The sequence below is a fragment of the Streptomyces sp. NPDC030820 genome (genome assembly GCF_055572075.1).
In genome coordinates this window covers 992,972-1,000,872 of sequence record NZ_JBVIEB010000001.1, presented here as the reverse complement: position 1 = coordinate 1,000,872, position 7,901 = coordinate 992,972, and the positions used below count along the sequence as shown (strand labels likewise).

At 70.5% G+C, this 7,901-nt stretch carries 8 protein-coding genes; 4 read left to right on the top strand and 4 right to left on the bottom strand.

What is annotated here, in order from left to right; genetic code table 11:
• The coding region (locus ACZ418_RS04545) for a cbb3-type cytochrome c oxidase subunit I (RefSeq protein ID WP_468356812.1) at positions 1–326 on the bottom strand (326 nt) is incomplete at its 3' end.
• Positions 323–1,282 carry an aa3-type cytochrome oxidase subunit II gene (ctaC, locus tag ACZ418_RS04540; protein ID WP_468356809.1) on the bottom strand — a complete coding sequence of 320 codons (960 nt, stop codon included), beginning with the start codon at positions 1,280–1,282 and terminating at the stop codon, positions 323–325. The genes ctaC and ACZ418_RS04545, both read right to left, overlap by 4 nt.
• Before the next feature lie 283 nt (positions 1,283–1,565).
• On the opposite strand from ctaC, the gene ACZ418_RS04535 reads away from it, so the two are divergent.
• Positions 1,566–2,945, top strand: a complete 1,380-nt coding sequence (locus ACZ418_RS04535) for an aminotransferase class V-fold PLP-dependent enzyme (protein ID WP_468356806.1) — start codon at positions 1,566–1,568, stop codon at positions 2,943–2,945.
• A gap of 40 nt (positions 2,946–2,985) precedes the next feature.
• Here ACZ418_RS04535 and ACZ418_RS04530 read toward each other — a convergent pair whose 3' ends face one another.
• Entirely contained in the window at positions 2,986–3,960 is a 975-nt protein-coding gene (locus ACZ418_RS04530; protein ID WP_468356803.1) for a carbohydrate kinase family protein, read from the bottom strand.
• Between the two features lie 130 nt (positions 3,961–4,090).
• Between ACZ418_RS04530 and ACZ418_RS04525 the strand changes: the two genes are divergently transcribed.
• Positions 4,091–4,309 (top strand): hypothetical protein, encoded by a 219-nt coding sequence (locus ACZ418_RS04525; protein ID WP_388621565.1) that lies wholly within the window; start codon positions 4,091–4,093, stop codon positions 4,307–4,309.
• A 99-nt stretch (positions 4,310–4,408) separates the two neighbouring features.
• On the top strand, positions 4,409–6,016 hold the full coding sequence (locus tag ACZ418_RS04520) for a hypothetical protein (protein ID WP_468356800.1): 1,608 nt from the start codon (positions 4,409–4,411) through the stop codon (positions 6,014–6,016).
• 43 nt (positions 6,017–6,059) lie between these two features.
• Here the strand turns inward: ACZ418_RS04520 and ACZ418_RS04515 are convergent, their stop codons facing one another.
• Positions 6,060–6,416, bottom strand: coding sequence for an iron-sulfur cluster assembly accessory protein (locus ACZ418_RS04515; protein WP_030340884.1), 357 nt, complete (start codon positions 6,414–6,416; stop codon positions 6,060–6,062).
• Positions 6,417–6,680: 264 nt separating this feature from the next.
• On the opposite strand from ACZ418_RS04515, the gene nadA reads away from it, so the two are divergent.
• Entirely contained in the window at positions 6,681–7,865 is a 1,185-nt protein-coding gene (gene nadA, locus ACZ418_RS04510; RefSeq protein ID WP_468356796.1) for a quinolinate synthase NadA, read from the top strand.
• Positions 7,866–7,901 lie beyond the last annotated feature (36 nt).

The following is a 7,901-nucleotide window of genomic DNA, read 5'->3' as shown; positions in this document are numbered from 1 at the left end:
CAGTTCGCGAAGCCGGCGAACAGCGGCGTCGCGAACATCAGCAGCATGATCGTGCCGTGCATCGTGAACGCCTGGTTGAACTGCTCGTTCGTCATGATCTGCAGGCCCGGACGGGCCAGCTCGGCGCGCATGAGCAGCGCCATCACGCCACCGATCAGGAAGAACGCGAACGACGTCACGAGGTACATCGTCCCGATGGTCTTGTGGTCGGTGGTCGTCAGCCACTTCACCACGACATTGCCGGGCTGCTTGCGCCTGACCGGCAGCTCGTCCGCGTACGCGCCTTCAGCTGCCGCGGCACCCTGGGGTTCGTTGAGGATGCTCACAGGTTGTTCGTCTCCCGGTTCTTCTCGTGGCTCGTCTGCGCGATGCCGGCGGGAATGTAACCGGTCTGCCCCTTCTTGGCGAGGTCCTGGAGGTGCTTCTGGTACGCCGCCGGGGATACGACCTTCACGTTGAACAGCATGCGCGAGTGGTCGACGCCGCAGAGCTCGGCGCACTTGCCGAGGAAGGTGCCTTCGTGGTTCGGAACCACCTGGAAGGCGTTGGTGTGGCCCGGGATGACGTCCTGCTTCATCAGGAACGGCACCACCCAGAAGGAGTGGATGACGTCACGAGAGGTCAGGACGAAGCGGACCGTCTTGCCCTTGGGGAGCCAGAGGGTCGGGCCGGGGTTGCCGGTCTGCGGGTTCCGCGTGCCGGGGGTACCGACGTCGTAGACACCGCCGGCGTTCGCCGGGAAGTCCTTCTTGAACCGGTCCGGAATGGCGTTCAGGTTCTTGTCGGTCTTGGCGTCGCCGGAGACACCGGGGACGTTCTCGATGTAGTTGAAGCCCCAGCTCCACTGGAAGCCGACCACGTTGACCGTGACGTCGGGCTTCTTGGAGATGTCGAGGAGCTTCGACTCGTCCCGGGCCGTGAAGTAGAAGAGCACCGAGATGATGATGATCGGGACCACCGTGTACAGGGCCTCGATCGGCATGTTGTACCGGGTCTGCGGAGGTACCTCGACCTTGGTGCGGCTGCGCCGGTGGAACATGGCGCTCCACAGGATCAGGCCCCACACCAGCACGCCGACGGCGAGCGCGGCAGCCCAGGAGCCCTGCCACAGGGAGAGGATCCGCGGAGCCTCTTCCGTGGTCGGGGTGGGCATGCCAAGGCGGGGGAAGTCCTTGTATGTGCAACCGGTTGCGGTCGCCAGGACCAGGCCCGCGGTCAGTGCCTGCAGCAGCTTCCGCCGCATCGGGCGCCGCGGCGAGCGGTCGGAGCCGTTGGGACTCACGTAGCGCCTTCCCGAGAGTCTCGCCCGCGCGGTCGGCTGCGGCCTTCTTCTCGCTGGTCGGTCGCCGCCCTGCGTCGGGCAGGGGTTTGGATGTTTATGCGGACCAAACCCTAGCCGACGCCCTCCGGGGGTTCGCGGGGAGGGGTACCTACTAACTCGGGTGGTTCGCTGAATTGGCGGCTGCGGGTGCGTTGTGGCTGGTCGCGCCCCGCGGCGGAGCCGCTGTGGACACAGCCTCGCGCCCCTGGGTTGGCTGCCCCTGCCGGGGTCTTAACGTTGCTGTATGGCCTACTTTGACGCTGCCTCCGCCGTTCCCCTCCATCCCGTTGCCCGTCAGGCGCTGTTGGCCTCTGTGGATGAGGGATGGGCCGATCCCGCGCGGCTGTACCGGGAGGGCCGCAAGGCCCGGATGCTGCTGGACGCTGCCCGGGAGGCGGCTGCCGAAGCCGTCGGGTGCCGGGCCGACGAGGTGGTGTTCACGTCGTCCGGGACCAGGGCCGTACACACGGGTGTCGTGGGGGCGTTGGCCGGGCGGCGCCGGGTCGGACGCCACCTGATCGTGTCGTCCGTCGAACACTCCTCCGTACTCCATTCGGCGGAGGCGTTCGAGGCGGACGGCGGCACGGTGACCCAGGTGCCGGTGGACCGGGCCGGTGCCGTGGAGCCGTCGGGTTATGCGAGCGCCCTGCGTCCGGACACCGCGCTGGCGTGTCTGCAGTCGGCCAACCATGAGGTGGGCACCGTGCAGCCGGTCGCGGAGGTGGCCGAGGTGTGCCGGGCCGCCGGGGTGCCGCTGCTGGTGGACGCGGCGCAGTCGCTGGGCTGGGGGCCGGTCGAGGGTCACTGGTCGCTGCTCGCGGCCAGCGCGCACAAGTGGGGCGGGCCCTCGGGGGTCGGGCTGCTCGTCGTGCGCAAGGGGGTGCGGTTCGCCGCCCAAGGGCCCGTCGACGAGCGGGAGTCGGGGCGGGCGCCCGGCTTCGAGAACATCCCGGCGATCGTGGCGGCCGTGGCCTCCCTGCGGGCGGTGCGGGCCGAGGCGGCCCAGGAGGCGGTACGGCTGCGGGAGCTGACGGAGCGGATCCGGACGCGGGTGCCGCAGCTGGTGCCGGACGTGGAGGTCGTCGGCGACCCCGAGCGCCGGCTGCCCGGGATCGTCACCTTCTCCTGTCTCTACGTCGACGGCGAGGCGCTGCTGCACGAGCTGGACCGGGAGGGTTTCTCCGTCTCCTCCGGTTCCTCCTGCACGAGCAGCACGCTGACGCCCAGCCATGTGCTGAAGGCGATGGGTGTGCTGAGCGAGGGGAACGTACGGGTGTCGCTGCCGACGGGCGCGGCACAGGCCGACGTGGAGCGGTTCCTGGAGGTGCTGCCCGGGGCGGTGGCGGGGGTCCGGGAGAAGCTGGGCGCACCGGCGGCACCGGCCGCCCAGCAGGGTCCCGGGGAAGTGCTCGTCGACTCCCTCGGCAAGCGGTGCCCCATCCCGGTCATCGAACTGGCGAAGGTGTTCGGACAGGTGCCGGTCGGCGGGACCGTACGGGTCCTCTCCGACGACGAGGCGGCCCGCCTGGACATCCCGGCGTGGTGCGAGATGCGGGGGCAGGAGTACGTCGGGGAGGAACCGGCGGAGAGGGGTACGGCGTACCTGGTACGCCGGGTCGGCTGAGGGGAGTCCGGGGGCGTGGCCCCCGGAGGGGCGCCCGGCCTCAGCCCAGATGGGCCTGCACTTCTTCGCCGGCCTCGTCCCCGTACGCCTTCACGAACCGCTCCATGAAGTGCCCCCGCCGCAGCCGGTACTCCTGCGTACCCACCGTCTCGATGACGAGCGTCGCCAGCATGCAGCCCACCTGAGCGGCCCGCTCCAGCGAGACACCCCAGGCCAGCCCCGACAGGAACCCGGCGCGGAAGGCGTCGCCGACGCCCGTCGGGTCGGCCTTGCGCTCCTCCTCGGGGCAGCCGACCTCGATCGGGTCCTCGCCGACCCGCTCGATGCGCACGCCGCGCGAGCCGAGCGTGGTGACGCGGTGGCCGACCTTGGCCAGGATCTCGGCGTCGCTCCAGCCGGTCTTGGACTCGATGAGGCCCTTCTCGTACTCGTTGGAGAACAGGTACGTCGCCCCGTCCAGCAGCACCCGGATCTCGTCGCCGTCCATCCGGGCGATCTGCTGGGAGAAGTCGGCGGCGAAGGGGATCGCGCGGGAGCGGCACTCCTCCGTGTGGCGGAGCATCGCCTCCGGGTCGTCGGCGCCGATGAGGACCAGGTCCAGGCCGCCCACGCGGTCGGCGACGGTCTTCAGCTCGATGAGGCGGGCCTCGCTCATCGCGCCGGTGTAGAACGAGCCGATCTGGTTGTGGTCGGCGTCGGTGGTGCACACGAAGCGGGCGGTGTGCAGGGTCTCGGAGATCCGGACCGAGTCGGTGTCCACGCCGTGCCGGTCGAGCCAGGCCCGGTACTCGTCGAAGTCGGAGCCGGCCGCTCCGACCAGGACGGGCCGGGTGCCGAGCTGGCCCATGCCGAAGGCGATGTTGGCGCCGACGCCGCCCCGGCGCACGTCCAGCTTGTCGACCAGGAAGGAGAGCGAAACCGTGTGCAGCTGGTCCGCGACGAACTGGTCGGCGAAGCGACCGGGGAAGGTCATGAGGTGGTCGGTGGCGATGGAGCCGGTGACTGCGATGCGCACGACGGGGAATCTCCTGCGGGAGGCTGGGTTGACAGTTCACGCTACCCGCTCGGCCGCCCACGCTGTAGCTGGCGAAACTACCCGATAGTAGATCTTTCTTCACGGCCCGGAGCAGGCCTACCGTGCGGTCATGACGAACCTCAAGTTCCGCCACACCGCCCCCGCCGATCTCGGGAGTGACCCCGGCGACCTCGCCGCACTGCGCGGCGACTGCGCCCGGATGGCTCCGCACTGGGCGGTCCCCGAGCACGCCGAGCCCCGGCCGGTGCCGCCGTCGCTGATCCACGGGGTGACCGTGCCGGCGCGGTCCGCACGGCTGCTGGACGCGATGTCGGACTACGGCGACTGACCGGGGCGCATTTCGCAGGGAACCGCACGCCCCCCTCGCGCGTCCCATCGCCGTCCCCCAGACGGGGGATGCGGGTTACGACCAGCGAGGAGCGATGCGGTGAACACCGAGCGACCCGAGAACCGCGAGCACCCCGAGAGCTCCGAGCATGCCGAGGGCGCGGACAGCACCGGGAACGGCGGGAGCCAGGAGGGCTTCGAGGACTCGGCAAAGTCCGAGCCGCCGGCCGCTGCGGCGGAGGGCGCGGACGGACCCGGCGAGGTCGGGAACCTCGATGGCGCGGAGGGCGGGCAGTCCGGCCGGCGGCGGTCGCGGCTCGTCGTCGTCTCCGTCGCCGCCGCCGTGCTGCTGGTCGGCGGCGGTGGCGCCTACCTCGCGGCGAGCGGCGCCACCGGCGGCCGTACGGGCGGAGCCGGGGCGGCCGGCTCCGGCGCCGCCACTCCCCCACCGCTCGCCCTGGACGGGTTCAGCGGCACGGGCGGCATCGCCCCGGGCGAACCGGACCCCCACGGCGCCACGTACGTCGCCCGGGGCGAACTGCCGGCCGGGCCCGGCTCCGCGCCGGTGTACGTGCCGAAGGGCGAGGTCGGCAAGGACGCGGTGGCCCGGCTGGCCAGGGCGCTGGGCATCGACGGCACGCCGGTGGCCGCGGGCCGGACCTGGCGGGTCGGCGGCAAGGACGGGACCGGACCGAGCCTGACGGTGAACCGGGACGCGCCGGGCAGCTGGACGTTCAGCCGGTATGCGCCGGGCACCGACGACTGCCAGAAGGGTGTCCTGTGCACGCATGACCCGATGGGCCCGACCGGCGCCCCGGTGAGCGTGCGGAAGGCGACCGAGGCGGCCGCGCCGGTGCTGAAGGCGGCGGGGCTGGACGACGCGAAGATCGACGCGAGCCAGGTCATGGGGAGCCAGCGGGTCGTGAACGCCGAACCGGTGGTCGGCGGGCTGCCGACGTACGGCTGGACGACCGGCCTGACCGTGGACCGGCAGGGCGCGCTGGTCGGCGGACACGGGCTGCTCGGGGCGCCGGTGAAGGGCGACACGTATCCCGTGCTGAGCGCCGCGAAGACGTTGAAGCTGATGAACGCGGCGCCGAAGAGCGACCACCGCATGGGGATCGGCGGCTGCGCGAGTCCGGTGCCGCTGAAGAACCGGCTGGAGCAGCCCTGCGGCGGGTCCACAGGGGTGCCGAAGCGCGGGGCGGACGCGGGGACGGACCCGGTGACCGTGGAGAAGGCGGTGTTCGGGCTGGCCGCGCACTCCGTCGCAGGGCGGCAGACGCTGGTGCCGTCCTGGCTGTTCGAGGTGCGGGGGCCGGCCGGCCAGGGCTCGTCGACGGTCTCGTACCCGGCGGTCGATCCCCGGTATGTGGCGTCGGCGACGACTCCCCCCAGCGGACCGGGCACGGCGCCGAGCCCGCACACCGTGAAGGTCACCGGCTACCTGGCCGAGGGCCGGGTCCTGACCGTGAGCTTCTACGGCGGGGTGTGCGCCGACTACACGGTGGCGGCGAAGGAGAGCGGTGAGCGGGTGACCCTGACCGTCACCGAGCACCCCTGGCCGGACAAGGTGTGCGTGCTGATCGCCAAGGAGTATGTGAAGACCGTACGGCTGGCTGCGCCGCTCGGCGGGCGGACGGTGGTCGGCATCGACGGCAACCGCATTCCGCAGGGCAAGCCGGGCGCGTTGCGGGGAGGTTCGTGAGAAAAAGCCCCGCGCCCCTGTGGGGGCGCGGGGAACGCCGTGCTCAGCTGAAGGAGTCGCCGCAGGCGCAGGAGCCCGTCGCGTTCGGGTTGTCGATCGTGAAGCCCTGCTTCTCGATCGTGTCCACGAAGTCGACGGTCGCGCCGCCCAGGTACGGAGCGCTCATGCGGTCCGTGACGACCTTGACCCCGCCGAAGTCCTTCACCACGTCGCCGTCGAGCGAGCGCTCGTCGAAGAAGAGCTGGTAACGCAGGCCGGAGCAGCCGCCGGGCTGAACGGCGACACGCAGCGCGAGATCGTCGCGGCCTTCCTGGTCGAGCAGGGCCTTGACCTTGGCCGCGGCGGCGTCGGTCAGGATGATGCCGTCGGTGACGGTGGTGGTCTCGTCCGATACGGACATCTACATCTCTCCCGGGTTGTACGGAGACTGCTTGCCGACGAGTGCAACCGGCGCTTCCGCGGATTCATTCCGGGCCGGGCAGTCGCGTTGTCGCGTTTTTACTTCCGTCTTCATGCTCGCACATGCCCTACGGGGTCGGCAGCGGCCTGTGGAGGGACCCGAGCGGGATTCACGTCACATCGACGTTATGGCCATCGTCAAACTGACGTGAACCAGTTATGATAGATAGCGTCAGTTAGACGAAAAGTAGAAAGGGTGCGTGTCGTGACCACCGCCCAGACCCCGGAACTCGACGTGCAGCCGACTCCGCTCGCCCTGCTGCTGCTCGGCCGTGAGGCCGACCCGAAGAGCGAGCGGGGCGTCGAGTGCCCCGGCGACCTGCCCTCGCCGTCCGACCCGGACCTGGTCGCGCGCGCCCGCGCGGCCAAGGAGAAACTCGGCGACAAGGTCTTCGTGCTCGGCCACCACTACCAGCGCGACGAGGTCATCCAGTTCGCCGACGTCACGGGCGACTCCTTCAAGCTGGCCCGGGACGCGGCCGCGCGCCCGGAGGCCGAGTACATCGTCTTCTGCGGTGTGCACTTCATGGCCGAGTCTGCGGACATCCTCACCTCCGACGACCAGAAGGTCGTCCTGCCCGACCTCGCCGCCGGCTGCTCGATGGCCGACATGGCGACGGCCGAGCAGGTCGCGGAGTGCTGGGACGTGCTGACCGAGGCGGGTATCGCCGAGCAGGTCGTCCCCGTCTCGTACATGAACTCCTCCGCCGACATCAAGGCGTTCACCGGCAAGCACGGCGGCACGATCTGCACCTCGTCGAACGCCAAGCGCGCCCTCGACTGGGCCTTCGAGCAGGGCGAGAAGGTCCTCTTCCTGCCCGACCAGCACCTCGGCCGCAACACCGCCGTGCGGGACATGGGCATGTCCCTGGACGACTGCGTGGTCTACAACCCGCACAAGCCGAACGGCGGGCTGACGGCGGATGAGCTGCGTGCCGCCAAGATGATCCTGTGGCGTGGCCACTGCTCGGTGCACGGCCGCTTCAGCCTGGACTCGGTCAACGACGTCCGTGAGCGCATCCCGGGCGTGAACGTCCTGGTCCACCCGGAGTGCAAGCACGAGGTCGTGGCCGCCGCGGACTACGTCGGCTCCACCGAGTACATCATCAAGGCCCTGGAAGCCGCCCCGGCCGGCTCGAAGTGGGCCATCGGCACGGAGCTGAACCTGGTCCGCCGCCTGGCGAACCGTTTCGCGCCCGAGGGCAAGGAGATCGTCTTCCTCGACAAGACGGTCTGCTTCTGCTCGACCATGAACCGCATCGACCTGCCCCACCTGGTCTGGGCCCTGGAGTCCCTGGCCGAGGGCAACCTGGTCAACCGGATCGAGGTCGACAAGGAGACGGAGGCGTTCGCCAAGCTGGCGCTGGAGCGGATGCTCGCGCTTCCCTAGCACGCACGAAAGGGCCGGGTCCGGTACGAGACCCGG

What these genes read in the sequence shown, in the direction of transcription:
- ACZ418_RS04535 (WP_468356806.1), top strand. Translation starts at nt 1,566, where the DNA reads ATGGCCTACTTTGACGCTGCCTCCGCCGTTCCCCTCCATCCCGTTGCC.
- ACZ418_RS04515 (WP_030340884.1), bottom strand. Translation starts at nt 6,416, where the DNA reads ATGTCCGTATCGGACGAGACCACCACCGTCACCGACGGCATCATCCTG.
- ACZ418_RS04525 (WP_388621565.1), top strand. Translation starts at nt 4,091, where the DNA reads ATGACGAACCTCAAGTTCCGCCACACCGCCCCCGCCGATCTCGGGAGT.